Annotated in this window: 23 protein-coding genes; 10 read left to right on the top strand and 13 right to left on the bottom strand. The window is 64.9% G+C overall.

All coding sequences use genetic code 11. From position 1 onward, the window contains the following. Positions 1-39: 39 nt before the first annotated feature. The 3 genes from CEJ42_RS02015 to CEJ42_RS02005 all read right to left on the bottom strand — a co-directional run bounded on the left by CEJ42_RS02015 (position 40) and on the right by CEJ42_RS02005 (position 4127). Positions 40-987: a LysR substrate-binding domain-containing protein gene (locus tag CEJ42_RS02015; RefSeq protein WP_088749882.1), complete on the bottom strand. Its 948-nt coding sequence runs from the start codon at positions 985-987 to the stop codon at positions 40-42. A 164-nt stretch (positions 988-1151) separates the two neighbouring features. Next, on the bottom strand, positions 1152-3377 hold the full coding sequence (locus CEJ42_RS02010; RefSeq protein ID WP_079215187.1) for an FUSC family membrane protein: 2226 nt from the start codon (positions 3375-3377) through the stop codon (positions 1152-1154). A gap of 219 nt (positions 3378-3596) precedes the next feature. Beyond that, the gene (locus tag CEJ42_RS02005; protein WP_088749881.1) at positions 3597-4127 is read right to left on the bottom strand and encodes a PaaI family thioesterase; all 531 of its coding nucleotides are present in this window, start codon (positions 4125-4127) and stop codon (positions 3597-3599) included. 51 nt (positions 4128-4178) lie between these two features. Here CEJ42_RS02005 and CEJ42_RS24380 point away from each other — a divergent pair, with 51 nt between their 5' ends. Both CEJ42_RS24380 and aceA read left to right on the top strand, forming a co-directional pair. Next, positions 4179-4421: a hypothetical protein gene (locus CEJ42_RS24380; protein ID WP_129587660.1), complete on the top strand. Its 243-nt coding sequence runs from the start codon at positions 4179-4181 to the stop codon at positions 4419-4421. A 154-nt stretch (positions 4422-4575) separates the two neighbouring features. After that, positions 4576-5883, top strand: a complete 1308-nt coding sequence (gene aceA, locus CEJ42_RS02000; protein WP_079215185.1) for an isocitrate lyase — start codon at positions 4576-4578, stop codon at positions 5881-5883. A gap of 131 nt (positions 5884-6014) precedes the next feature. On the opposite strand, the gene CEJ42_RS01995 is transcribed toward aceA, so the two are convergent. From CEJ42_RS01995 to modA, 3 genes are read right to left on the bottom strand one after another with little or no spacing between them, the layout of a single operon-like run. Then, on the bottom strand, positions 6015-6692 hold the full coding sequence (locus CEJ42_RS01995; protein WP_088749880.1) for a sulfate/molybdate ABC transporter ATP-binding protein: 678 nt from the start codon (positions 6690-6692) through the stop codon (positions 6015-6017). A gap of 51 nt (positions 6693-6743) precedes the next feature. Further along, entirely contained in the window at positions 6744-7418 is a 675-nt protein-coding gene (gene modB / locus CEJ42_RS01990; protein WP_079215183.1) for a molybdate ABC transporter permease subunit, read from the bottom strand. An 18-nt stretch (positions 7419-7436) separates the two neighbouring features. Further along, positions 7437-8207, bottom strand: coding sequence for a molybdate ABC transporter substrate-binding protein (gene modA / locus CEJ42_RS01985; RefSeq protein ID WP_079215182.1), 771 nt, complete (start codon positions 8205-8207; stop codon positions 7437-7439). A gap of 230 nt (positions 8208-8437) precedes the next feature. Between modA and CEJ42_RS01980 the strand changes: the two genes are divergently transcribed. The 4 genes from CEJ42_RS01980 to CEJ42_RS01965 all read left to right on the top strand — a co-directional run bounded on the left by CEJ42_RS01980 (position 8438) and on the right by CEJ42_RS01965 (position 13205). Beyond that, complete coding sequence (locus CEJ42_RS01980) at positions 8438-8794, top strand: winged helix-turn-helix domain-containing protein (RefSeq protein WP_079215181.1); 357 nt, start codon at positions 8438-8440, stop codon at positions 8792-8794. Positions 8795-8808: 14 nt separating this feature from the next. Next, positions 8809-10545, top strand: a complete 1737-nt coding sequence (locus tag CEJ42_RS01975) for a ClcB-like voltage-gated chloride channel protein (RefSeq protein WP_079215180.1) — start codon at positions 8809-8811, stop codon at positions 10543-10545. A 274-nt stretch (positions 10546-10819) separates the two neighbouring features. Next, the gene (locus tag CEJ42_RS01970; protein ID WP_079215179.1) at positions 10820-11707 is read left to right on the top strand and encodes a 23S rRNA (adenine(2030)-N(6))-methyltransferase RlmJ; all 888 of its coding nucleotides are present in this window, start codon (positions 10820-10822) and stop codon (positions 11705-11707) included. A gap of 151 nt (positions 11708-11858) precedes the next feature. Further along, a complete protein-coding gene (locus CEJ42_RS01965) occupies positions 11859-13205 on the top strand; it encodes an EAL and HDOD domain-containing protein (RefSeq protein ID WP_079215178.1) in 1347 nt (448 codons plus the stop codon). Between the two features lie 88 nt (positions 13206-13293). Here CEJ42_RS01965 and CEJ42_RS01960 read toward each other — a convergent pair whose 3' ends face one another. Next, positions 13294-13926 carry a hypothetical protein gene (locus tag CEJ42_RS01960; RefSeq protein WP_079215177.1) on the bottom strand — a complete coding sequence of 211 codons (633 nt, stop codon included), beginning with the start codon at positions 13924-13926 and terminating at the stop codon, positions 13294-13296. Positions 13927-13945: 19 nt separating this feature from the next. Next, entirely contained in the window at positions 13946-14842 is an 897-nt protein-coding gene (locus CEJ42_RS01955; protein WP_088749879.1) for a methylglyoxal synthase, read from the bottom strand. A gap of 233 nt (positions 14843-15075) precedes the next feature. Here CEJ42_RS01955 and greB point away from each other — a divergent pair, with 233 nt between their 5' ends. Then, positions 15076-15633: a transcription elongation factor GreB gene (gene greB, locus CEJ42_RS01950; RefSeq protein WP_088749878.1), complete on the top strand. Its 558-nt coding sequence runs from the start codon at positions 15076-15078 to the stop codon at positions 15631-15633. 144 nt (positions 15634-15777) lie between these two features. Further along, the gene (locus CEJ42_RS01945) at positions 15778-17118 is read left to right on the top strand and encodes a DUF3422 family protein (protein ID WP_088750202.1); all 1341 of its coding nucleotides are present in this window, start codon (positions 15778-15780) and stop codon (positions 17116-17118) included. A gap of 82 nt (positions 17119-17200) precedes the next feature. Here CEJ42_RS01945 and CEJ42_RS01940 read toward each other — a convergent pair whose 3' ends face one another. Further along, the gene (locus tag CEJ42_RS01940) at positions 17201-17809 is read right to left on the bottom strand and encodes an FMN-dependent NADH-azoreductase (protein ID WP_079215174.1); all 609 of its coding nucleotides are present in this window, start codon (positions 17807-17809) and stop codon (positions 17201-17203) included. A gap of 249 nt (positions 17810-18058) precedes the next feature. Between CEJ42_RS01940 and CEJ42_RS01935 the strand changes: the two genes are divergently transcribed. Next, a complete protein-coding gene (locus tag CEJ42_RS01935) occupies positions 18059-19093 on the top strand; it encodes a LysR family transcriptional regulator (RefSeq protein ID WP_079219106.1) in 1035 nt (344 codons plus the stop codon). A gap of 113 nt (positions 19094-19206) precedes the next feature. On the opposite strand, the gene CEJ42_RS01930 is transcribed toward CEJ42_RS01935, so the two are convergent. The 4 genes from CEJ42_RS01930 to CEJ42_RS01915 form a co-directional block, all read right to left on the bottom strand. Further along, complete coding sequence (locus CEJ42_RS01930; RefSeq protein ID WP_088749877.1) at positions 19207-21468, bottom strand: RelA/SpoT family protein; 2262 nt, start codon at positions 21466-21468, stop codon at positions 19207-19209. Positions 21469-21503: 35 nt separating this feature from the next. Then, positions 21504-21707 (bottom strand): DNA-directed RNA polymerase subunit omega, encoded by a 204-nt coding sequence (gene rpoZ / locus CEJ42_RS01925; protein WP_008112385.1) that lies wholly within the window; start codon positions 21705-21707, stop codon positions 21504-21506. Positions 21708-21791: 84 nt separating this feature from the next. Continuing rightward, complete coding sequence (gmk, locus tag CEJ42_RS01920; protein ID WP_079215172.1) at positions 21792-22430, bottom strand: guanylate kinase; 639 nt, start codon at positions 22428-22430, stop codon at positions 21792-21794. Positions 22431-22514: 84 nt separating this feature from the next. Beyond that, the gene (locus CEJ42_RS01915) at positions 22515-23429 is read right to left on the bottom strand and encodes a YicC/YloC family endoribonuclease (RefSeq protein WP_088749876.1); all 915 of its coding nucleotides are present in this window, start codon (positions 23427-23429) and stop codon (positions 22515-22517) included. A gap of 293 nt (positions 23430-23722) precedes the next feature. Between CEJ42_RS01915 and rph the strand changes: the two genes are divergently transcribed. Then, positions 23723-24451 carry a ribonuclease PH gene (gene rph, locus CEJ42_RS01910; RefSeq protein WP_088749875.1) on the top strand — a complete coding sequence of 243 codons (729 nt, stop codon included), beginning with the start codon at positions 23723-23725 and terminating at the stop codon, positions 24449-24451. The last annotated feature ends 44 nt before the right edge of the window (positions 24452-24495 follow it).

Raw genomic sequence — 24495 nt, 5'->3', positions numbered from 1 at the left:
TCCCTCGGGAAGCCGTTCTTGTTTGCAGCGCGTGGCGGTTCAGGACTGGCGCGCGCCGGACAGGTCCGGCAATTGCACCTCGGGCAGGTTGAGGTAGGCGGTGCGGCGCAGGATATCGAGGAAGTCGGCCAGCCAGGGTTTGGCCGATAGCTCGGGCTTGCAGGCCGCATGGACGGTGCATGGGAGACCACCGGCGGTGATGCGTTTGACCATCGCGTGGCCGCGATTGGCATAGCCTTGCGCGGCCCAGGCCGGCAGGATGGCGATGCCCCGTTCGCCCGCCACCAGTTGCAGCAGCGACAGCGGCGCCGCGGCCGGGCGACGGGCGGGTTTGACGCCGGCGGACTTGAACAGCCGGCGCAGCGCCTCGGGCAGGTCGGCCGGCGACGGGTAAGCGGCCAGCGCCTCGCCGGCGAAATCCTGCGCCTCCAGGTGCGCCTTGTCAGCCAGGGCGTGGCCGCGGGACAGCAGGGCCACCAGTTCGAAACCGAACAGCAGGTGCTGATCGACGTGTTTGTGCGCAATCGCATCGGCGACGATGGCCAGGTCGGCGCGGTCTTCGCGCAGCAGGCCCGGCGCATCCGCCGCGGGAGTGGAGACGATCTCCAGAGCGACATCGGGCCAGCGGCTGCGCAATGCGTCCAGCGCGGGCAGCAGCCAATCGTCCGTGCCGGGCAGGCAGCCGATGGCCAGGCGCAGTTTGCCGCCGGCATCCTGCTGCAGGCGGGCCAGGTCGCGCTCGGTCTGGTCGATCTGCGGCAAGACGCTGGCGGCGAGCTTGAGCAGGCGTTCGCCGGCCGGCGTGAAGCGCACCGGCACCGACTTGCGTTCGAACAGCGGCGTGCCGTGATGGTCTTCGAGCTGCTTGATCTGGTGCGACAGCGCCGATTGGGTGACGTTGAGCAGGGCGGCGGCGCGCAGCAGGTTGCCGGCTTCCTTGAGCGCCTGCAGGGTCTTCAGGTGGCGGATTTCCAGTATCGATTGCATGGTCTGCGGCGGCTCGGGCTGTCGGCCGGGCTGGTGTTGCGGCGGCCGGAATTTATTATTAGCGTGATTCAAGCGTGTGCTGGGAATTTTTCATTTGAATCATAATCCCGCGGGCGCGCCGACGCCAGCCTTGGGGCGCATCGGCTTCACTTCATCCGGGAGACTCAGTTCTTGCGCAGGATATTGTCGATCGCAGCGGTCTGGCTGACGATCTCGCGCAGGTCCTGGTTGAGCAGGCTGGCACGCCGCTGCAGCGTGACCCAGCCCGACCACGAGCTGGCTTCGGCCGGCAACGGCTCCGGCGTGACCGGGCCGATCAGCTCGATCTTGCCCGACAGCGCCTTCTGCTCCGGCGCCTCCGGCGAGACGGTGACGGCGCCGCCGCGCTTTCTCGGCTTGGGCGCCAGGATGCGCTGGGCTTCGGCCAGGTGCTCGCTGGCTTCGAGGTAGGTGTCCTCGATCAGCTTGTTGACCGGGCCTTCGGGGAAGTTTTCCTGATGGCGGCGCAGCATCAGGCGCAGCGCGGCGATGTGGGCGGCCACCAGGTAGTTCTGGACGATGAAGCGGTTCAGCTCCTTGACCGCGCGGTGCTTGGTCACCGGCTCGTCCATCATGCGCACCAGCGCCGAGATCAGCGCCGCCAGGCTGTCCATGAAGCCCTTGCGGCAGACGCGGTAGAAGAAGTCGTCCTTGACCTTGCCTTCCAGCAGGTCGCGGCTGGCGGTCAGGTAGCGCTGGCTGGACTTGAGCACGTTGCGCAGCAGCTTGGGCAGGTCGCGGTATTCCCAGGCCGGCAGCACGTAGCTGAAGAGGGTGGCGATCACCACGCCGATGATGGTGTCGATCAGGCGCTCGCCGATCACGCCCTGGTGGCCGGCCGGCACCAGCAGGTTGAGCAGCATCAGGATCTGCACCGAGGCGGCGATGGCGGTATAGCGGTACTTCACGTAGGTGAAGGCCGGCGCGGCCACGCTGGCGGCGAACAGCACCGCCATCTGGCCCATCGGGTTGTGCACGAAGCGCAGGATCAGCATGGTGATCAGGCAGCCGATGATGGTGCCGATCAGGCGGTCGGCCATGCGCTGCTTGGTGGCGCTGAAATTGGGTTTGAGGATGATGACGATGGTCAGCACGATCCAGTAGCCGTGCGCCATGTAAGGCAGGTGGTTGGAGATCCACAGCCCCGTGGTGACGGCCAGCGCCACGCGGATGGCGAAGCGGAAGATCGGCGACTGCCAGCGCAGGTTGACCAGCAGCATGTTGAACTTGAACTTCTGCTGGGTCAGGAAGGGCGTCATGTCCGAGCCCGGCAGGATGGGGATGGGGTCGACCGGGTTTTGCGTGGCCTGGTGCAGCTGGCCGATGAACTCCATGATGTCGCGGATCTTGTTGTAGGTCACGCGCAGCACCGTCAGCGCCTCTTCGGAGGCCTGGCCGGGGCCGGGCTGGGACATCTGCTGCATCTCGTACTGGATGGCGCGCAGCTCGGCCTTGTAGTTGACGGTGGGCGTCGAGGCCTTCTTGCGGGTGATCGCGTAGGCGATCGATTCGATGTCTTCGGCGGCCTTGTTGGCCAGGTCGCGCAGGAAGATCATCACGTCGGCGTCGCCGAAGTGGTTGCGCAGGAAGGCGTAGTCGGCGTGGGTGGACAGCACCTGTTCGTACAGTTCCAGCATCGACAGGTGCACCTGCACCAGCAGGCCGTCTTGTTTGGTATAGAGGTCGCGCAGGATGAGGTCGCGCGAGGCCTGCTGCTTGTCGGCCACCACGATCTGCTGGCGCACCAGCTGGTTGAACTGGGCCGCCAGGTCGTGGCGCACGTCATAGAAGTCGGCCTTGATGCGCAGGTAGCGCGCCAGCTCGAACAGGGCCTCGGCCAGCACCTGCTGCTTGATGCGGCGGCGCAGGAACCACGACACCGCCATCGAATAGGCCAGGTAGCCCAGGCCGCCGCCCAGGAACAGCACCGCGTGCAGGATGGCGTCGGCGATCGGCACCTGGTTTTCCATCGACAGGGTCATCACCATCAGCGCCGCGAACTGCAGCGGCATGGTCTTCTTGCCGTAGACCACCATCATGCTGGCGAAGAAGCTGACCACCACCATCATCGCCGAGACCAGCCAGGGAACGGGCGCGGCCAGGCTGATGACCAGCATCACCACCGTGCACAGCAGCACGCCGGCCAGCATCTCGTTGAATTTGTGCCGCAGCGGGCTGGGCAGGTCCATCAGGCTGGTACACAGCGCGCCCAGGAACACCGTCATGGTGGTCTGCATGTCGGCCACGTTGTACACCAGCATGGTGAAGCCGACCACCCCGATCGCGATCCGCACCCCAGTATAGAAATAATGACTGAATAGAAACGTGCGGATGTCCAGGGCGTAATGCATGAAGACTTTCGACGTTGAATCGCCGTTCAATTTTGGTAGGCGCTTATTTTGTGCCTTCTTGGACGATTAAACAACCGAACGCAGGCGCCGCGTGCAAAACAAATACCTTGAACAAAACAACTGGGGGGCGGTCGCCGCGCGCCCTGGCGCGCCGCGGCTGGCGGAAGGACGCCGAAGGGCGCGCGGCGCGTGAAGTTTTTTCATCGCCCGCGCGCCGGTTCAGGGCAGGGGGAACACCAGGCAGGTAGTGGTGGCGTGGGCGTAGAGCTTGCCGTCGGCATCGATGATGCGGCCTTCGGCGATGCCGACCTGCTTGCCGACCTGGATGACCTTGCCTTCGGCGCGTACCGGGCCGACCTTGTCGGTCAGCGCGCGCACCAGGTTCACTTTCAGTTCCAGCGTGGTGTAGCCCATGCCTTGCGGCAGCATCGAATGCACCGCGCAGGCCACCGCCGAGTCCAGCAGGGTGCAGAAGTAGCCGCCGTGGACGCTGCCCAGCGGATTGTAGTGGCGCTTGCTCGGCGTGCCCTGGAACACGACGCGCCCGGGCTCTCCCTCCACAGGGATGAAGTCCAGGGTCTCGGCAATGGGCACCGACGGCAATACGCCGTCCCAGATCTTCTGCAGGAACTCCATGCCGGTGCCGGCCTTCAGGTCTTCCAGGCTGGATACGCCGGGCGCGGCCAGTTTGGCGCGCACGGCTTGTTCCTGTTGGCGCCACAGCGCCAGCGTTTCTTCTCTCGTCGTCATTGGTCTTCCTCCGGGCGCTGGGCGCCGCTATTTGTTGGCGGTGTTGCGTAAATGGGAAAGGCTTGCCTGCGGCAAGTGACTTTTATTATGCAAGACGATGTGATGGCCGTCAAAAAATTTCGAACGTTCGTATTAAAAGATGTTGGCAGCCGGTTTTGCGGCACTGCCGGGCTTCGCCCGGCGCCGGTTTTTCACGATGAGAATTTTTCATTTCGCATCGTGAAAAATGAAAGTGCGCAGCATCAAAACCATATTTCATTCCCCGGGTTTTCGTTTCGTATCGCAAAAATATAAATATAAGTATTTGATTTTATTGATATAAAAAATTTACCTATGTCTTATATAAGACATTGTTGCTCTGCACATGGCGGGACTACTATGAAGTCATGGAATTCGCGATTTCATCCGATTTTGAAGTACCTCACCATTGACGACAAAGGAGATCGACATGAGCACACGTGAACAGCAAATCCAGGCACTGGAACGCGACTGGGCGGAAAATCCGCGCTGGAAGGGCATCAAGCGCAACTACACCGCGGCCGACGTGGTCCGCCTGCGCGGCTCGCTGCAGGTCGAGCACACCCTGGCCAAGCGCGGCGCCGACAAGCTGTGGAACCTGGTCCATAACGAGCCCTTCGTCAACGCGCTGGGCGCGCTGACCGGCAACCAGGCCATGCAGCAGGTCAAGGCCGGCCTGAAGGCGATCTACCTGTCGGGCTGGCAGGTCGCCGGCGACGCCAACCTGGCCGGCGAGATGTATCCCGACCAGTCGCTGTATCCGGCCAACTCGGTGCCGATGGTGGTCAAGCGCATCAACAATACCTTCGCCCGCGCCGACCAGATCCAGTGGTCCGAAGGCAAGGATGACATCGACTTCTTCGCGCCCATCGTGGCCGACGCCGAAGCCGGTTTCGGCGGCGTGCTCAACGCCTTCGAGCTGATGAAGTCCATGATCGAGGCGGGCGCCGCCGGCGTGCACTTCGAAGACCAGCTGGCTTCCGTGAAGAAGTGCGGCCACATGGGCGGCAAGGTGCTGGTGCCGACCCGCGAAGCCTGCGAGAAGCTGAACGCCGCCCGCCTGGCGGCCGACGTGATGGGCACCAGGACCCTGGTGATCGCCCGCACCGACGCTGAAGCGGCCGACCTGCTGACTTCCGACGTGGATGCCAACGACAAGCCTTTCCTGTCCGGCGAGCGCACCGTCGAAGGCTTCTTCAAGACCCATCCCGGCATCGACCAGGCGGTCTCGCGCGGCCTGGCCTATGCGGAATACGCCGACATGGTCTGGTGTGAAACCGGCAAGCCGGACCTGGCCTTCGCCAAGACCTTCGCCGAAGCCATCCACGCCAAGTTCCCGGGCAAGCTGCTGGCCTACAACTGCTCGCCGTCGTTCAACTGGAAGAAGAACCTGGACGACGCCACCATCGCCAAGTTCCAGCGCGAGCTGGGCGCGATGGGCTACAAGTTCCAGTTCATCACGCTGGCCGGCTTCCATGCGCTGAACTACTCGATGTTCAACCTGGCGCACGGCTATGCCCGCAACCAGATGTCGGCCTTCGTGGAACTGCAGGAAGCCGAATTCGCCGCCGCCACCAAGGGCTTCACCGCGGTCAAGCACCAGCGCGAAGTCGGCACCGGTTACTTCGACGCCGTGACCCAGGCCATCCAGCAGGGCCAGTCGTCGACCACCGCGCTGCACGGTTCGACCGAAGATGAACAGTTCTTCGACGACAAGGCCGAGAAGAAGGCCGCCTGATGACGGCGATCCGATGATTTGAGTTTGAGTGTGTGGTGTGACGCCGGTCCGCATCCTTGTGCGGGCCGGCGGGGGTGATCCCCCAGCCTGGAGCCGTACCCCAAAAGGGTACGGCTTTTTTTATGGCCTCATCAGGGCGTGCGCTGGGCGCTGATGCGGCCGTCGCGCACTTCGAAGACTTCGTCGCCCAGCGCCTCGACGTCGGCCGGGTCGTGGGTGATCAGCAGCATGTGCACGTCCAGGCGCTGCTGCAGTTCGGCCAGCTCCTTGCGCATGCGCTCGCGCAGCGAGAGATCGAGGGCGGAGAAGGGCTCGTCCAGCAGCAGGATGTCGGGTTCGGACACCAGCGCGCGCGCCAGCGCCACGCGTTGCCTTTGGCCGCCGGAAATCTGCGCGGGATGGCTGCCGGCCACCGCCTGCAGCTCGAAGGCGGACAGCCATTTCTGCACCGCCGGGTGCGATGTCGGGCGGCGCAGGTTGAAGCAGCCGCGCGAGAGGCCGAAGGCGATATTCTGCGCCACGGTCAGATGCGGAAACAGCGCGTAGTCCTGGAACAGGTAGGCGACGTTGCGCTCCTGCACGCGCACATTGACCTGCTGCGCGGCATCGAACAGGGTGCGGCCGTCCAGCCGGATATGGCCGGCGTCTGGCGTCATCAGCCCGGCGATGGCCTTCAGGGTCAGGCTCTTGCCCGAGCCCGAGGGGCCGTACAGCACGATGCGGTCGCTGTCGGAGGCGAAGGCGATGTCGAGCTCGAACACGCGGTCGCCCGCTTGCAGCTTCTTCTGGATCTGGAGTTCGACGCTCACGGCAAGGGCAAGGGAAGGAAAAGAAAAGGGAAGAGGGCAGATTAACCCAACTCAGCGCACATGGAGCTGGTTGCGGTCCGGCACCAGCCGGCCGGCCAGCATCAGCACCACGATGCAGGTGATCGATGTGATCACCACCAGCATGGTGGCGGCGCCGTCGTCGCCGGCCTGCACCGCTTCATAGATGGCCACCGACAGCGTCTGCGTACGGCCCGGCAGGTTGCCGGCCACCATCAGCGTGGCGCCGAATTCACCCAGCGCGCGGGCGAACGCCAGCAGCACGCCGGCGGCGATGCCCTTGGTCGCCAGCGGCAGGCTGACGCGGAAGAACACGCCGGCCTCCGACACGCCCAGCACGCGGGCGGCGTTCTCCAGTTGATGGTCGACGTTCTCGAAGGCCGCGCGCGCGGCCTTCAGCACCAGCGGGAAGGCGACGATGGTGGAGGCTACCACCGCGCCTTGCCAGGTGAACACCAGCTGGATGCCCATGCTCTCAAGCCAGGCGCCGAAGGTGCCGCGGCGGCCGAACAGCACCAGGAGGTAATACCCGAGCACCGTGGGCGGCAGCACCAGCGGCAGCGTCAGCACCGAATCGATGAAGTCGCGCAGCGGCGAGCGCCAGCGCGACAGTCCGTAGGCCGCGGCCACGCCCAGCACCATATTGGCCAGGGTCGCCAGACCGGCGACCTTGAGCGAGAGCAGCAGCGGCGTCCAGACCGGGTGCATGGCGTGCGCGCCTTCGTGTTACGGCTTCAGGAAGCCGTAACGCGCCAGCACGGTCTGGCCGGTGGGCGACAGCACGTAGCTGACGAACTTGTCGGCCAGCTCCTTCTGCTGGGTGCCAGCGGTGACCGCGATCGGGTAGGTGGCCGGGGTGTCGGACGGAATGCGCACGGCGACCTTGACCTTGTCCGGCATCACGGCGGCGTCGGTGGCGAAGACGAAGCCGGCGTCGACTTCACCGCGCGCCACGTAGTCCAGGCTGGTGCGCACGTTTTCGGCCATCACGCCCTTGGCTTGCACTTGCGACCACAGGCCGGCCTGTTCCAGCGCGGTCTTGGTATAGCGGCCGAATGGCACCGAGGCCGGGTTGCCCAGCGCGATGCGCTTGTATTCGGGCTTGGTCAGGTCGTTGAGCGCGGAGGGCACCAGCTTGCCGTCGTGCGGCACGATCAGGACGATGCCGTTGGCGGCGAAGTTCTTGCGGGTGGCGGGGTTGACGGCCTTCTCGGTCACCGCCTTGTCCATCGCGGTCTGGTCGGCCGAGGCGAACACGTCGGCCGGCGCGCCGCGCACGATCTGCTGCATCAGGATGTCGGAGGCGCCGAAGTTGGTGACCACCTTCACGCCGGGGTTCTGCTGCTCGAACGACTGGGCCAGTTCCTTGAAGGCATTGGTCAGGCTGGCGGCGGCCGAGACCACCAGGTCGGTGGCGTGGGCGGCGCTCGCAGAAAACATCAGGGTGGCGGCGAATGCCGCGCCCAGGGCGGCTTTCAGGCGGGTGTTCTTCAGCATCGGTGGTCCTCCTTGTTGTGATGGCGGAAAGTCGTTCGCAAATCTGCGGACAAGCAAAAGCGCGCGGACCCAGGGGCGACGCGCGCTTGTTGAATCCGTCGCAATATACGCAAGGATATAGCGTGCGTCAACCGAGCGCCGCTATACATGATATGCGTTTGCGGCCATGTTGCCGTCGATGCGGCGCTGCGATATTGGAGCCGCGGGGCGGCCCTTGTACAATCACGCGCATGAATTATTCCAAGACCATCAGAGTGCGCGTGATGCAGGGCGACACCATCGCCTTCGGCCCGGGGAAGGCCGATCTCTTGCAGGCCATCGAGCGCACCGGATCGATCTCCGGCGCCGCGCGCGAGATGGAGATGTCCTATCGCCGCGCCTGGCTGCTGGTGGAGGAGATGAACCGCTGCTTCTCCAGCGCCCTGGTGACGACCGCCACGGGCGGCGCGCGCGGCGGCGGGGCGGTGGTCACCGATTTCGGGCGCGACATACTGGCCCGTTACCAGCGCATGCAGAAAAAGGCCGATGCCAGCATTGCCGCCGACCTGGGCTACCTGCGCTCGCTGATGAGCGACCAGTCGGAGTGAGCACGGTGCGCACGATGCGTGAGATCTGGCTCAAGTCCCGGCTGCGCGTACTGAACGCCTGCCGCGTTTCCGAAAACCATTCCATGCTGCTGTGGGGCGCGCTGGCCGGCTTCGTCGGTGCGCTGGCGACCGTGGTCTTTCGCGAATGCATCGCGCTGCTGCAGGAGCTGCTGACCGGCCAGAACGGCAGTTTCGTCGACATCGCCAAGGGTTTGCCGTGGTACATGCGGGTGCTGCTGCCGACCTGCGGCGGCGTGATCGCCGGCCTGTTCCTGGTGTGGGCCAGGCGCATGCCGGCCGGCGGCGGCGGCGACTATATGGAGGCGGTGGCCATTGGCGACGGCGCCATCCCGGTGCGCAACACGCTGTTGCGCAGCATTTCGTCGCTGGCCACGATTGCCTCGGGCGGTTCGATCGGGCGCGAGGGCCCGATGGTGCAGCTGGCCGCGCTGTGCGCCTCGCTGGTGGGCAAGTTCTCGCATTTCCCTTCTTCGCGCCTGCGCCTGCTGGTGGCCTGCGGCGCCGCGGCCGGCATCACGTCGGCCTACAACGCCCCGATCGCCGGCGCCTTCTTCATCACCGAGATCGTGCTCGGCTCGCTGGTGATGGAGAGCTTCGGTCCGGTGGTGGTGGCGTCGGTGGTGGCCAACATCACCATGCGCGAGCTGCCGGGCTACCGGCCTTCCTATGAAATGCCGTTCTTCCCCGAGATCGCCGGCTGGGAGGTGCTGCTGTTCCTGGTGCTGGGCGTGCTGGCCGGGGTGCTGGCGCCGCAGTTCCTGCGCGTGCTGGAGCTGGGCAAGACGGGCTTTGCCAAGCTCAGCTTGCCGTTGCCGGCGCGGCTGGGCGTGGGCGGTCTGCTGGTGGGGCTGATTTCGGTGCAGGTGCCGGAGGTGTGGGGCAACGGCTACAGCCTGGTCAATTCGCTGCTGCATACCAGTTGGGTATGGCATGCGGTGCTGACGATCCTGGTGGTCAAGATCCTGGCGACTTCGATCACGGTCGGCTCGGGCGCCGTGGGCGGCATTTTCACGCCGGTGCTGTTTGTCGGCGCGGCGGTCGGGTTGCTGTTCGGCGACGCCGCCCAGGCGCTGCTGCCGTTCCACATGTCGCAGCCGTTCGCCTATGCCATGGTCGGCATGGGCGCGTTCCTGGCGGCGGCGTCCAACGCGCCGCTGATGGCGATCCTGATGATCTTCGAGATGACGCTGAGCTACCAGGTGGTGCTGCCGCTGATGCTGTCCTGCGTGGTCGCCTATGTGGTTGCGCGCGGCCTGGACGGCCGTTCGATGTACGAGATCACGCTCAAGCGGCACAAGGATGCCGAAGAGCGCCTGCGCTTGCGCGGCACCCACATGAGCGAGCTGATCCGCCCGGCCGAGACGGTCTTGCGGGAGGATGCCAGCCTGGAGGAGGTGAGCGCGCTGTTCCTGAAATTCCCGGTCAAGTACGTCTACGTGGTGGACGAGCGCGAGCGCTACCAGGGGGTGGTGGCGCTGCAGGACATCACGTCGTGGCTGCTCGACAAGAAGGAGCCGGCCGGCCGGACGGCTCGCGATTTCTTGCGCCGGCATTTCCTGCACGAGGTGACGCCGGACATGTCGCTGGGCGAGGCGCTGCAGCTGTTCCTCGATCACCAGGGCGAGCGCTTGCCGGTCATCGCCAATGCCGAGGATCCGAGGCTCCTGGGCGTGGTGTTCAAGACGTCGCTGCTGGACGCGTACTTCAGGCTGGACCGGGCGGGCAACTGAGCAGCGTACTTTTTTGTTAATGATTTACACGGGCTGCCGGCGCATGGCCGGCAAATCGCGCCGATTTTTGCTCGCATACCGTGCGCAAGGGGTACAGTAGGGGCATACGGCGAGTGGGTACAGGCATGAAAGCTGCTGTTTCTTTGTAACAAAAGAGGAATGGGCGGCCTAACGGTCTCGTATCCTTGCTAGAATGCCAAACGTTTCCTCAATCGCACGGTAGCTATCCGCCAACTCGTACGATCTCCAACTTCATCCAAGAACAGAATTCCCCATGCTGAGTTATCGCCACGCTTTTCATGCCGGCAACCACGCCGACGTCCTGAAGCACATGGTGGTGATTCAATTGATGCGCTACCTTGGGCAGAAAGACACTGCCTACATGGTCGTCGACACGCACGCCGGCGCCGGCGTGTATGCGCTCGACGGCGACTACGCCAGCAAGAACGCCGAATATGAAACCGGCATCGCCAAACTGTGGGACCGCAAGGACCTGCCGCCGGCGGTGCAGGAATACGTCGACGTCGTGAAGTCGCTCAATCCGAGCGGCAAGATGCGTTACTACCCCGGATCTCCCTATTGCGCCGAAAAGGTCATGCGCGACCAGGATCGCCTGCGCCTGTTCGAGCTGCATCCGACCGAAAGCCGCGTGCTGGCCGACAACTTCCGCAAGCTCGAGGCGCATGCCGCCGCCCAGGGCCAGCGTCCCACCGTGCGCGGCAAGCGCGTGATGGTGGAGCGCGCCGACGGCTTCCTCGCGCTCAAGGCCACGCTGCCGCCGCCGTCGCGCCGCGGCCTGGTGCTGATCGACCCGCCCTATGAAGACAAGCGCGACTATGCGCGCACGGCCGAAGTGCTGCGCGACGCGCTGACGCGCTTCCCCACCGGCATGTATGCGGTGTGGTATCCGGTCCTGCAGCGCAATGAGTCGATCCAGCTGCCGGAGAAGCTCAAGCGCCTGGGCGCCAAGAGCTGGCTCAACGTCACGCTGGCCATCCACGGCCCCGCGCCGGATGGTTTCGGGCTGCATAACAGCGGCATGTTCATCCTCAATCCGCCCTGGACCCTGGAGCCCATGCTGCGCGAATTGATGCCTTACCTGGTCGATGTGCTGGGGGTGGACGACACCGCCGGCTTCGTCCTCGAATCAGGGGAAGTATGATGACCAGTTATACTTGCGTTGTGAATTTTTGTGATTTTTTCAATTGGAATCCGGTTTCGGCTTGCCGAAGCGATGCCGAATCGGCATACAATGCGGAAATTGCCGAAAATAAAGAGTCATTGCAACGCTTGGGGTAACTAAAATAACAACCATGTCTGATCAGTCATCCGACCAATCCGCCCCTGAGCAGCACGCGCTGGATTTCTTCCTGGCCCGCCAGCCGATCCTGAACCGCGAACAGGATCTGATCGGCTATGAGCTGCTGTTCCGCAGCGCCGCTTTCGGTCCGGCCAACGTCAAGGACGGCGTGACCGCGACCGCCGCGGTGATCGCACATGCGTCGGAACTGGGCTTGTCCAACGTCATCGGCAACCTGCAAGGCTTCATCAACGTCGATGCGGCCGTGCTGATGAGCGACTTCATCTACTTCCTGCCGGCCGACAAGGTGGTGCTGGAGATCCTCGAGACCGTCAAGGTCACGCCCGAACTGGTGACGCGCGTGCGCGAGCTGGTCAAGGCCGGCTATGTGTTCGCGCTGGACGATGTGGTGGCCGAGTCCGAAGAGATCGAAGAGCTGCTGCCGATGATCAAGATCATCAAGATCGACGTGATGGAAGTCGATCCCAGCAAGCTGCTGAAGCTGTCGGTGCATTTCAAGCGCGCGCAGAAGGAGCTGCTGGCGGAGAAGGTCGAGACGCTGCAGCAGTTCAACGATTGCGTCACCTTCGGTTTCGATTACTTCCAGGGCTATTACTTCGCCAAGCCGATGATCCTCCAGGGCAAGAAGCTGGAAGCGTCGAAGATGGTGATCATGCACCTGTTGACGCTGCTGGTGCGCAATGTCGACAACGGCGAGATCGTGCGCTACATCAAGCGCGACGTGGCGCTGAGCCTGACGCTGCTGCGCCTGGTCAATACGCCGGTGTACGGTTTCCAGAAGTTCATCGATTCGCTGGGCCAGGCGCTGATCGTGCTGGGCCGTCGCCAGTTGAAGCGCTGGCTGCAGATCCTGCTGTACGCCAACACCGAGAAGGACAAGTCGGCCCTGTCGCCGCTGATGATCCTGGCGGCCACGCGCGGCAAGATGCTGGAGCTGATCACCGCCAAGATCCGTCCGGGCCGCCGCAAGATGTCGGAGATGGCCTTCACCGTGGGCATCATGTCGCTGGTGGATGCGCTGTTCGGCATGAGCATGGAAAGCGTGCTGCGCCAGATCACCGTGAGCACCGAAATCCGCGAGGCGCTGCTGCGCCGCACCGGTTTCTACGGCATGGCCCTGAAACTGGTCGAATGCACCGAACAGCGCGAGCAGGACCAGGTCGAGATGCAGCGCCTGCTCGACGAGCTGCAGCTGTCGGCGGACGATTTCTTCGAGGCGGAGAAGTATGCCTTCGAATGGGGCAACAGCATTTCGAGCAACAACGTCGGCCAGGCCGGCGGCGTGTCGATGGCGCCGCCGCCCGACGGTTATATCGACGATGACGACGACGATGATTGATGTCGCCCGCCGGGCGCTGAAGCACCGGAATGAAAAGAAAAGGCTGCCGTGATGGCAGCCTTTTTTAATTGGTGGGCCGGGCGCGGTATCAGTGCGACCGGCATTTGCGCCACTTGCGCATGCGCGCGGCGAGGCGGCGCAGCAGGCGGATGAGGCGTCCGCCTTCGGAGCGCGGCGAACCCGCCAGGCGCGCCTTCCAGCGCTGCACGAAGTCGCGCGACGATCCGCGCAGCGCCGCCAGCAGCGCCTGGATCCGGATCCAGCCGGCGCTGGCGTGCAGTTGCGCGATCATCCTGTCCTTGAACGCCAGCAGGCGGTCGTGCGCGCGCTGGAACCAGGCCAGCGACAGCAGGCTGCGCCGGGTGAGCGCATAGATGCGCGCCACCAGCGCCGTGCCCAATATCTTGGCGCTGAGGATGATGACCAGGCCCAGCGTGGGATGGCCGTGTGTGATGGACAGCAGCGCCAGGATCTTGACCGGCAACAGCAGCAGCGTCGGGGCGAGGAAGATCAGCAGGGCCGCATAGGGCGAGAGCCGCTCCACCCAGCGCTGCAGGCGCATCAGGAAAGGCCAGTCGGGGATACGCGCCAATACCGCCTGCGTCGCATCCCACAGCCACTCCTCCAGCATCAGCAGCAGTGCGGCCAGGTAGACCAGCGGCGCCAGCAGCCGGCGCCGCCAGCGGGCCGCGCGGCGCGGGGGAGAAGGGTGTTCGCTCATGGCAGGCAGCGTGCTCGTCCTAGTTGACCTGGCGCTCCTCGATCAGCGACAGCCAGCGATCGCCCCATTTGATGTCGCTCATGCAGGAGGCGTAGTCGGTCACGGTGCGGGCCGCGCGTTCCAGCAGCTGGATGTCGGCTTCGTGCTGGCGCGCCACGTGCGGGTCTTCCAGGAACAGCACGCGGCGGCACTGGCGCTCCAGGATCAGCTCGGCGATTTGCGCGTCCCCGCCCAGCGGGCCGGAGAGGAAAGGCTTGACCCAGTTGCGGCCGGCCTCGCCCTTGATCTTCACGGCGAGCTGGTTCAGCAGCCCGCCGGTGGTGCCGGTGGCGCAGCGGAAGGCGAACTTGTCGAGCACCGCGAAGTGCTTCTCGGCCAGCTCCAGCATGCGCGACTTCATGGCGTCGTGGGCGATCAGGGCGATGCCTTCCTGGCCCAGCCTGAAGCGTTCGTCGAGCGCAGGATCGGGCGCGGCGCCGGTGGCGATCGACTCCAGCTCGAACCACTCCTGCGCGCCGCCCAGCGTCGACAGGAAGGGCTTGCCGTGAATCACGCACTGGCGCTTCAGCGCCACCGCCTCAGGAAAGGTGGAGGACGGGTCGACCGGGTCGATCAGGTAGATCACCGCGTCCAGCGTGCGCTCGGGGTCGGCGTCGACGGTACGCGAGACCAGCTTCATCAGGCCGCCTTGGCGGCCGTAGGGAAAGCGCACCAGGTGCGGGTAGCCGGGCAGCAGGTTCATCTGGCCGATGGCGTCGAGCGTGCGGCCGACTACGATCAGTTCCGGCTGCAGTGCTTCGATGCGATGGCGCGAACCGGTCAGCAGCTGGACCAGCGCGGAGTCGGGAGCGTCCTGGTGGGCACGGTTGGCGATCAGGCCGATGCGATAGCGGGGGGCGATGGAAGACGAAGACATAAAGGCTCGTTGGTGGAGGCAGGGTGCGGGAAAAAGACGCGATGCGCAGATTATCGCCGAGTGCGACCGAAAGGGCGAGTGCCGCGCCGGGGCCGGGGCGCATTCCCAGCACAGTCGCGCATCCATTCACGGCGCCAACTGTACCTTCGCCGGGCCGCACATGCGGCTACAATGTGGTTTGACAGTCCCGCCTGATCAGCAGGCGGGACAAGCATATCCGGACAGCACAGAGCATGAACAAGGCCTTCGTAAAAGAATCCGACGGCGGCGACGACGATGACGACATCGCGTTGCCAGCCATTCCCGCGGGCTCCAAGAACTACATGACGCCCCAGGGGCACCAGCGCATCAAGGACGAGCTGCTGCAACTGATCGACGTCGAGCGCCCCGAGGTGGTGAAGATCGTCTCCTGGGCCGCCTCCAATGGCGACCGCTCCGAGAACGGCGATTACCTCTACGGCAAGAAGCGCCTGCGCGAGATCGACCGCCGCATCCGCTTCCTGACCAAGCGCCTGGATCTGGCCGAAGTGGTCGACCCGGCCGTGCACCACGGCAGCGACCAGATCTTCTTCGGCGCCACCATCACCTATGAGAACCAGCGCGGGGAAGAGCACACGGTCACCATCGTCGGCATCGACGAGCTCGACCCGCTCAAGGGCAAGATCAGCTGGATCTCGCCGGTGGCGCGCGCCCTGACCAAGTCGCGCGAGGGTGACGAGGTGGTGCTGCAGACGCCTTCCGGCGTGGAGCAGCTGACCATCCTGGAAGTGAGCTATCCGGCGCCGCGGTAATTGCCGCGGGACGCCGCTACAACGCTGAGCACGCCAATCAACAACGCCAAGCCCGGCATGCATTTCGCATGCGGGGAGGATATTGCCGCGAGCGCCGACCACGGCGCCGGGCAGACCGAATCGAAAACCATCCACGGGGAAACCATGTCCATCGTCTTTGCCAGCCTGAATCATCCGCAACGCGTCGTCCTGGCGGCGGAGGTGCATTCGCGGCCCTTCCTGCAGCTCACGCGCTCGGAAACGCTCACGCACCTGGCCGTCTATGTGCGCGAAGAGGGCAACGGCAACCAGCACGGCCGCGCCCAGCACGCGCTGCTGGAGGCGCTTTGCACGCATTTCGGCGTGGTCGCGCCGGGCGCCGAGGCCAAGCACTTCTATCACGACTTCGGGCGCTTCCGCCTGAAGTGGGAATGCCATACCGAATTCGCCACCTATACCTTCGCCCAGGCGCACGAGGAGGCGATCTCCACCGTCGAGGCCTTCTCGCGCGCGCCGCTGTCGCACATTCCGCAGCAATGGCTGCTGTCGCTGCAGGGCAAGCTGATGGTGGCCGCGCATGTGGTGGTGGAACCCGGCCAGGATGACACCGCCGCCACCGCGCGCCAGATGCAGCGCATCTTCGAGGGCAAGCTGATGAGCTCCAGCAAGGTCCTGCAGGGTGGCGAGATCTGGACCGACTTCCAGATCCAGTCCGATGGCTTCTCGCGCTTCGTGGTGCGCGACATCGACCTGCGCGAGCTGCAGGGCGGCCGGCTGGCCCAGCGCATCCTGGAGATCGAGACCTACCGCATGATGGCGTTGCTGGGCCTGCCGCACGCCCAGCAGGCGGGGCCGTTCCTGAACCAGATCGAGGGCGACCTGGCGGCGCTGACCGCGGCCATGGTGCACGCCGAGCAGTCCACCGGCGGCTCGCCCGAGCAGCAGGCCGAGGACGAGCGCGTGCTGCACAAGATCACCGGGCTGGCCGCGCGCATCGAAAAGCTGTCGCTGGAGAACAGCTACCGCTTCTCGGCCTCGCAGGCGTATTTCAGGCTGGTGCAGGCGCGCATCGAGGAGCTGCGCGAGCAGCGCATCGAAGGGGTGCCCACCATCGGCGAATTCATGGAACGCCGCCTGATGCCGGCCATGAACACCTGCCAGGCCATCGCGCGCCGCCAGGAGGCGCTGGCCGAGCGCATTGCCCACACCAACGACCTGCTGCGCACCCGCATCGGCATCGTGCAGGAGCAGCAGAACCGGCAGATCCTGGAGTCGATGAACGCGCGCGCCGCCCAGCAGCTGAAGCTGCAGCAGGCGGTGGAGGGCTTGTCGGTGGCGGCCATCTCGTATTACGTGATCGGCCTGATCGGCTACGCCGGCAAGGCGGCCAAGGCGGCCGGCCTGCCGATCAATCCGGATCTGGCGACCGGATTGGTGGTGCCGGTGGTGGCGGCTTGCGTCTGGCTGGGGCTGCGCCGCATGCATAAGGGCCTGGGGCAGCACTGACGCGCCGGCCGGCGCGCAAATGAAAACGGGGCGAACCGCTTGTGGCGGCTCGCCCCGTTGCCTCAGGGGGAGGAGGCGGTGATCAGACGGCGGCGCCGATCTTTTCCTGGGCGCTGGCCACGGCCTGCTTGATGGCTTCTTCACCCATCGACACGCCTTCGGCGACGACCAGCTCGACATCGGTGATGCCGATGAAGCCCAGCGCGCTCTTGATGTACTTGCCCTGGAAGTCCAGCGCTTCCATCGGGCCTTCGGAGTACTTGCCGCCGCGGGTCAGGATCACGATGGCCTTCTTGCCGGTGACCAGGCCGACCGGGCCGTTCTCGGTGTAGCGGAAGGTGCGGCCGGCGCGGAACACGTGGTCGATCCAGGTCTTCAGGGTCGAGGGCGGGGCGAAGTTGTACATCGGCACGCCGATCACCAGGGTGTCGACCGACAGCAGCTCGTCGACCAGGGCGTCGGACTGCTTGATCAGCTCGGCCTGCTGCGCGTTGCGGTTTTCGGCCGGGGTGAAGTAAGCGCCCAGCAGCGCTTCGGTGATGTGCGGCAGGGCGTCGCTGGCCAGGTCGCGGTGGATGATCTTGCCGCCGGGGTTCTTGGCCTGCCATTGCTCGGCGAAGGAGGCGGTCAGCTGGCGCGAGATGGAGCCGCTGGTGCGGGCGCTGGAGTCGAGGTGCAGCAAGGTGCTCATGGTGTTTCCTTTTCGGTTTGGCACGGCTGTTGCTTGCTTTTTGGCAACGGCCATGTTGTTCGTTTCGCCGCCGGGAATGTCCGCGGCCGGGTTCAAATGCCGCGCCGGAAGCAGAGGAAGCAAAATCCTTGTATCTTTGCTGCCTGAATTGCCTTGCTTGCGGCGTTGAAAGAAAGATACCCAGTTTTCATTTCTTCCATAAGATGCGAGAATCGCATTTCACTGATCCATTTTTGATGGTAATTGATGATGGTCGACCTGAACGATATCTGGCTCTTCGTCCAAGTGGTGCGCGCCGGCAGCTTCGCCGCCGCGGGACGCAAGCTGTCCATGCCTCCCAACACCATCAGCCGCCGCCTGCAGGCGCTGGAAGCGCAAGTCGGCGTGCGCCTGCTGCAGCGCTCCACGCGCCAGCTCAACATGACCGCCGCCGGCCGCGAATTCTTCGAGCGCTGCGCGCCGGGCCTGGAAGACATCGAGCACGCCAGCGCCAGCCTGACCGAGAGCACCGGCGAGCCGTCCGGCAGCCTGCGCGTGGCGGCGCCGGTGGATTTCTTCGACAATTTCTCGATCGAGTGGATGCACGAGTTCATGCGTTTGTATCCCAAGGTGCAGCTGCAGTTCGTGCTCAATGACGGTCGTGCCGACCTGATCGCCGAGGGCATCGACGTGGCTTTCCGCGGCGGCGTGTTGCCCGATTCCAGCCTGGTGGCACGCAAGCTGGTGGACAGCCATCGCGGGCTGGTGGCCAGCCCGCGCTACCTGGAGCATTTCGGCACCCCGCGCACCCTGGCCGACCTGGTGGAGCATGCCTGCCTGGCGACTTCGCAGGCGCCGCAGCACACCACCTGGAAGCTGGAAGGGCCGCAGGGGCCGGAGAGCGTGCGCGTCAATCCGCGGCTGGCCATCAATACCGCGCAAGGACAGCTGCGTGCCGCGCGCGCCGGACTGGGCATCGCGCTGCTGCCGACCATGCTGGCCTCGGAAGACCTGCGCAACGGCACCCTGGTCCACATCCTGCCGGATTACCAGCGCGATTCCATGGGGCTGTATGCGGTCTATGTACACCGCCGCCAGTTGCCCAGCGCGGTGAAGGCGCTGATCGATTTCTTCGCCGACAAGCTGGAGCGCGGCATCGCCGACAAGGGGGCGCAAGTCTGCCAGGAGCATTTCGACCGCGAGGAAGCGGCCAAGCTGGCCAAGGAGGCGGGCGTGGCTGCCGCCAGGCGCAAGCAGGCCCGGCAGGCGGAGCGGGAGAGTGCGGCGGAGAAGGCTGCCGTCTGACTTGTTCGCCGTTTGTTTGCCGTTGCTTGCCCATAAAAAAACGCCCGCTGGTCAGCGGGCGTTTTTATTTTCGGCGTCGGCTTCGCCGTCGGCGACCACACCGGGTCAGGGCTTCAACCGCGTTCGCGCAGGATGCGGGTCACGCTGTCGATGCGGCGGATGCCGCGCATGGTGCGCGCCAGGTGAACGCGGTCCTCGACCTGGATGGTGAAGCGCAGGTACTTCATCGAAGAGCCGCCGTCGTCGTCCATGCTGACCGAGACGATGTTGGCGTCGGACTCGCCGATCTCGGCGGCGATGCGCGCCAGCGTGCCGCGCTCGTTGTGGATCAGGATGGTGATGCGGCAGTCGAAGCGGCGGTTGAGGTCGTGGCCCCAGACCAGCTCGATCCAGCGATCGGGTTCCTTCTCGTGCAGGCGCTTGGCGGTCTCGCATTCCTGGGTGTGGACGATCAGCGTCTGGTCCGGCTTCAGGTAGCCGGTCAGGCGGTCGCCCGGGATCGGCATACAGCAGGACGACAGTTGCGCCGACGCGCCTTCGCTGCCGGTGATGACCACCGGATCCGGCTTGTTGGGCAGCATGTGGCCTTCCGGATCCAGCTGCGGCACCGAAGCGCCGGTGTCCAGCATGCCCATGATGTGGCGCGCCACCAGCGGCGCCATGCGGGTGCCGATGCCGATCTCGGCGTACAGGTCGTCCAGGGTCTTGGCGCTGGATTCGTTGAGCAGGCGCTCGACGATGTGGGCCGGCAGTTCCGGGTCGATGCCCAGCGTGTGCAGCGCATTGCCCAGCAGGCGGCGGCCGACGGCCTGCGACTCGATCTTGTTGGCCGTGCGCAGGCGATGGCGGATCGCCGAGCGCGCCTTGCCGGTGCGCACATAGCCCAGCCAGTTGGGGCTGGGGCGCGAGGTCGGCGAGGTGATGATCTCGACGATGTCGCCGTTGTGCAGCTCCGAGCGCAGCGGCGCCGGCTCGTGGTTGATGATGGCCGAGGTGGTCTGGTCGCCGATGTCGGTGTGGATGCTGTAGGCGAAGTCCAGCGCCGTGGCGCCGCGCGGCAGCGCGATGATCTTGGACTTGGGCGTAAACACGTAGACCGAATCAGGGAACAGGTCGACCTTGACGTGCTCCAGGAACTCGGCGGAGTCGCCGGTCTGCTTCTGGATGTCCAGCAGCGACTGCAGCCAGGCGTGGGTGCGCTGCTGCAGGTCGGTCAGGCTGCCTTCGTCGTCCTTGTACAGCCAGTGCGCCGCCACGCCGGATTCGGCCACGCGGTGCATTTCGCGGGTTCGGATCTGGAATTCGACCGGCGTGCCGTAGGGGCCGATCAGCGTGGTGTGCAGCGACTGGTAGCCATTGAGCTTGGGAATGGCGATGTAATCCTTGAACTTGCCCGGCATCGGCTTGAACAGCGAGTGCAGGGTGCCCAGCGCCACGTAACAGTTGGCGAAGCTGTCCACCACCACGCGGAAACCGTAGACGTCCAGCACCTGCGAGAAGGTCAGGTGCTTGTTGCGCATCTTGCGGTAGATGCCGTAGAGGGTCTTTTCGCGGCCGTCGACCTGGGCCGGGATGCCGGCGGCGATCAGGGTGCTGGTGACCGACTCCATGATCTTGGTCACCACTTCGCGGCGATTGCCGCGCGCGGCCTTGACCGCCTTGGACAGCGTGCGGTGGCGCAGCGGATAGAGGTGCGAGAACGACAGTTCCTGCAGCTCGCGGTAGATGTTGTTCAGGCCCAGGCGGTGCGCGATGGGCACGTAGACTTCCATGGTCTCGCGCGAGATGCGGCGCTTCTTGTCGGGCGGCATCGAGCCCAGCGTGCGCATGTTGTGCAGGCGGTCGGCCAGCTTGACCAGGATCACGCGCACGTCGCGCGCCATCGCCAGCAGCATCTTGCGGAAGTTCTCGGCCTGCGCCTCGACTTGGCTCTGGAACTCGATCTTGTCCAGCTTGGAGAGGCCGTCCACCAGCGAGGCGACCGGCGCGCCGAAGCGCTCGATCAGCTCTTCCTTCTTGACGCCCTGGTCTTCCATCACGTCGTGCAGGAAGGCGGCCATCATGGCCTGGGCGTCGAGCTTCCATTCGGCGCAGATCTCGGCCACCGCCAGCGGATGCGAGATGTAGGGCTCGCCCGATTTGCGCATCTGGCCCAGGTGCATCTCGTCGGCGAAGCGATAGGCTTCCTTGACCTTCTTCAGTTCGGAAGGCGTCAGGTATTCTTCGAGCTTGGGGATCAGGTGCGCGAACGTCGCCACGCCACTGTGGGGAGCGGCGGAGCTGGCATCGTTCGGGGAGGTCGGGCGGCCGGAACCGGCTGCCCGTTTGTTGCTAGTCGCTGCTGATAAGGTGGAGTCGGTGGGGGTGAGGCTCATGCTTTACCGTTATCAGCTTCATGGACGGACCAGGATCAGGCCGGAACCTTCTTCAGCATTTCCACGCCGACCTTGCCTGCGGCGATTTCGCGCAGGGCGGTCACGGTCGGCTTGTCCTTGGCGTCAACCTTGGGAGTGTGGCCTTGCAGCAGCTGGCGGGCACGATAAGTGGCCGACAGGGTCAGCTGGAAGCGGTTCGGGATTTGCTTGAGGCAATCTTCGATAGTGATGCGGGCCATGTAAAACTCCTGAGTGACGGTCTTGCTTGAAAATGGTTGGAATGTCCGGGCGGCGGCGCCTTTGTCGGCCGGCCTTGCCAGCTTTTACTGCGCGTGGATCCCAAGCTGCGTGAACAGATAGGCGTTGCGTGCGGCTTGCTGCGGGAAGCGGCAGCGGGCTGCCTGGACAATCGCCGTCAGCTCAGACAAAGCGACGGCAAACTCTTGATTAATAATAACATATTCGAACTCGGGAGAGTGCGCGATTTCGCCCCCGGCGGCCAGGATGCGGCGGGTGATCACGTGCGGCTCGTCCTGTCCGCGCTTTTTGAGGCGTTCTTCCAGCGCGGCGATCGACGGCGGCAGGATGAAGATGCCGATGGCGTTGGTGAACTGCTTCTTGACCTGCTGGGCGCCTTGCCAGTCGATTTCCAGCAGCACGTCGGTGCCGTTGGCGATCTGGTCGGCGATCATCAGGCGCGAGGTGCCGTAGTAGTTGCCGTGCACTTCGGCCCATTCCAGGAACTCGCCTTCGGCCTGGCGCTTGAGGAAGTCTTCGGTGTCGGTGAAATAATATTCGCGGCCGTGTTCCTCGCCCGGGCGCGGGGCGCGCGTGGTGTAGGAAATCGACAGTTTGATGGCCGGTTCCTGCTTCAGCAGGGCGTTGACGAGGGTCGATTTGCCGGCGCCGGAGGGTGCAACCACCATGAACAGGCTGCCGGAAGTTGGGGTTTTAGCTGGCATGGGATCCTCGCTGTTTTTGTTGTTTCAAGTCTTCAAGTCGTTGTTGCCGGCGGCGGGCGCGGCCCGCCGTTTGGCGGCGTGGTCTTATTCGAGGTTCTGAACCTGCTCGCGCATCTGGTCGATCAGCAGTTTCAGTTCCATCGAGGCGTCGGCCAGTTCCTTGACGGCGGCCTTGGAGCCGACCGTGTTGGCCTCGCGGTTCAGTTCCTGCATCATGAAGTCCAGGCGCTTGCCGACCTGGCCGCCTTTTTTCAGGATGTGGCGGGTTTCGGCCAGGTGCGCCGACAGGCGCGCCAGTTCCTCGGCGATGTCGATGCGGATGCCGTAGAGCGTGACCTCCTGGCGGATGCGCTCCAGCGATTCCTCGCGGGTGGCCAGCGGGGCGGAGGCGCCCGCAGTGTTCAGCGCCAGGCCCAGCGCTTCGGTCATGCGCTCGGTGGCCTTCTGCTTGAACTGTTCGATCAGTTGCGGAATCAGCGGCGTGATGCGGGCCACGATGGCTTCCATGGCGTCGACCCGGGCCAGGATCACGGCCTGCAGCGCCGCGCCTTCGCGCGCGCGGGTGTCGACGAAGGAGTCCAGGGTCTGGCCCATGGTCGAGAGGATGTCGGCCTGCAGGGTTTCCTGGCTGATCTCGGCTTCTTCCATCACGCCGGGCCAGCGCAGCAGCTCGTTGACCGACAGCGGCGCGGCGTCCGGGAACTGCGCGCGCAGCTGGTCCTGCAGAGTCGACAGGCCGGCCACGACGCCGGCGTTGAGCGCCTGGCTGTTGCCGGTGGCGACCTTGCGGCCGAAGGACAGGCGGCACTCCACCTTGCCGCGCACCAGGCGGCCCATGATGGCTTCGCGCAGCATGGGCTCGACCGCGCGCAGGTCGTCGTTGATGCGGAATTGCAGGTCGAGGAAGCGCGAGTTGACGCTTTTCATCTCGACGGTGACCGTACCGGCTGTGGTTTCACGGGTGGTGACGGCATAGCCGGTCATGCTGTAGATGGTCAAATTCAGGCTCCGGTGTGCTTGCGCCGGCCGGGATGCGGCGGCGCGTTGGCGGGTCGTAGAGTCGGTTGCGATGCGAAGGCGGGCATGCAGCGATGTCGCGCCGGGCGGCGTGCCATCCTTTACAATGCCGGATTCGAAAATTCCGGCAGCCGCCGCGGCGGCCCGGAAGGCATCGGCCGATCGGATCCCGCATTTTAAAGAAGATTGACGGCGGCGCGCTATCAAAACATCGAAATTGCCGGTTTTTCACGATTCCCGGCTTCTTAAAACAGCAGACAGTACAAGGACCTGACATGACAGCATCCCAACGACCCAGCGGCCGCGCCGTTTCCCAGCTGCGCGACGTGCGCCTGACGCGCCACTACACCAAGCACGCCGAAGGCTCGGTGCTGGTCGAGTTCGGCGACACCCGCGTGCTGTGCACCGCCAGCATCGAGGAAAAGGTGCCGGGCTTCCTGAAAGGCAAGGGCCAGGGCTGGATGACCGCTGAATACGGCATGCTGCCGCGCTCCACCCATACCCGCATGGACCGTGAGGCCGCCCGCGGCAAGCAGTCCGGCCGCACCCAGGAAATCCAGCGCCTGATCGGCCGCGCGCTGCGCGCCGCCTTCGACCTGGAAGCCTTCGGCGAGCGCACGCTGCACCTGGACTGCGACGTGCTGCAGGCCGACGGCGGCACCCGCACCGCGGCCATCACCGGCGCCATGGTGGCGGCTTATGACGCCTTTTCGGTGCTGAAGTCGCGCGGCCTGATCGAGACCATCCCGGTGAAGCACTTCGTGGGCGCGATCTCGGTCGGCGTCTACAAGGGCGTGCCGGTGCTGGACCTGGATTACCTGGAAGACTCCGACTGCGATACCGACATGAACGTGGTCATGACCGATGCCGGCCATTTCGTGGAAGTGCAGGGCACCGCCGAAGGCGCCGCCTTCGACCGCGCCGCCCTCAATGACCTGCTGGACCTGGCGCAGCAGGGCATCGCCACCCTCAACACGCTGCAGAAGCAGGCCCTCGGCCTGTAAGCGCGGCAGCGCGCATGCGCGGGGCGGCCTGCGGGCGCCCGCGA

It is taken from the genome of Herbaspirillum robiniae, from assembly GCF_002213415.1.
GTDB lineage: Bacteria > Pseudomonadota > Gammaproteobacteria > Burkholderiales > Burkholderiaceae_D > Herbaspirillum > Herbaspirillum robiniae.
Note: the sequence above shows the minus strand (reverse complement) of the source record. Positions and strands in the feature narration are given on the sequence as shown.